This window comes from Erwinia sp. MYb416 (assembly GCF_037479575.1).
Taxonomy (GTDB): domain Bacteria; phylum Pseudomonadota; class Gammaproteobacteria; order Enterobacterales; family Enterobacteriaceae; genus Erwinia; species Erwinia rhapontici.
The window spans coordinates 1-558 of record NZ_JBBGYT010000414.1; the positions used below are offsets into that span (position 1 = coordinate 1).

At 52.2% G+C, this 558-nt stretch carries 1 protein-coding gene; it reads left to right on the plus strand.

What is annotated here, in order from left to right; genetic code table 11:
* Nucleotides 1–558: tRNA 2-thiocytidine(32) synthetase TtcA (gene ttcA, locus WH277_RS05670; protein WP_339504931.1), on the plus strand; the 558-nt coding region annotated here is incomplete at both ends.

Sequence of the window (558 nt, forward strand, 5' to 3'; positions counted from 1 at the left end):
TACCTATTCTGTCGTTAAAGAGAAAATCCAGGAAGGGAAAACCACCTGTGGCTTATGTTCGCGCCTGCGTCGCGGCACGCTTTATTCCTTTGCCGAGAAGATTGGCGCAACGAAAATTGCGCTGGGCCACCACATGGATGACATCGTTGAGACGTTGTTCCTTAACATGTTCCATGGCGCAAAAATGAAGGCGATGCCGCCTAAGCTGCGTTCAGATGACGGGCGTAACGTGGTGATCCGCCCGCTGACCTACTGCCGGGAAAAAGATTTGATTGCCTGGGCGGAATACAAAGCATTCCCGATCATCCCGTGTAATCTGTGCGGTTCGCAGGAAAATCTCCAGCGTCAGGCCATCAAGGCGATGCTGATGGAGTGGGACAAAAAGACGCCGGGCCGAGTCGACAGCGTATTCAAGTCCATCCAGAATATCAGTCCAAGTCAGTTAGCGGACAGGGACCTGTTCGATTTTGAGGCGTTACCTTTGGATCGTAGCGGTGACAGGGCGGAATATGCCTTTACCGAGGCCACCGTTTCGTCAACCAACATTGATAAATCGCT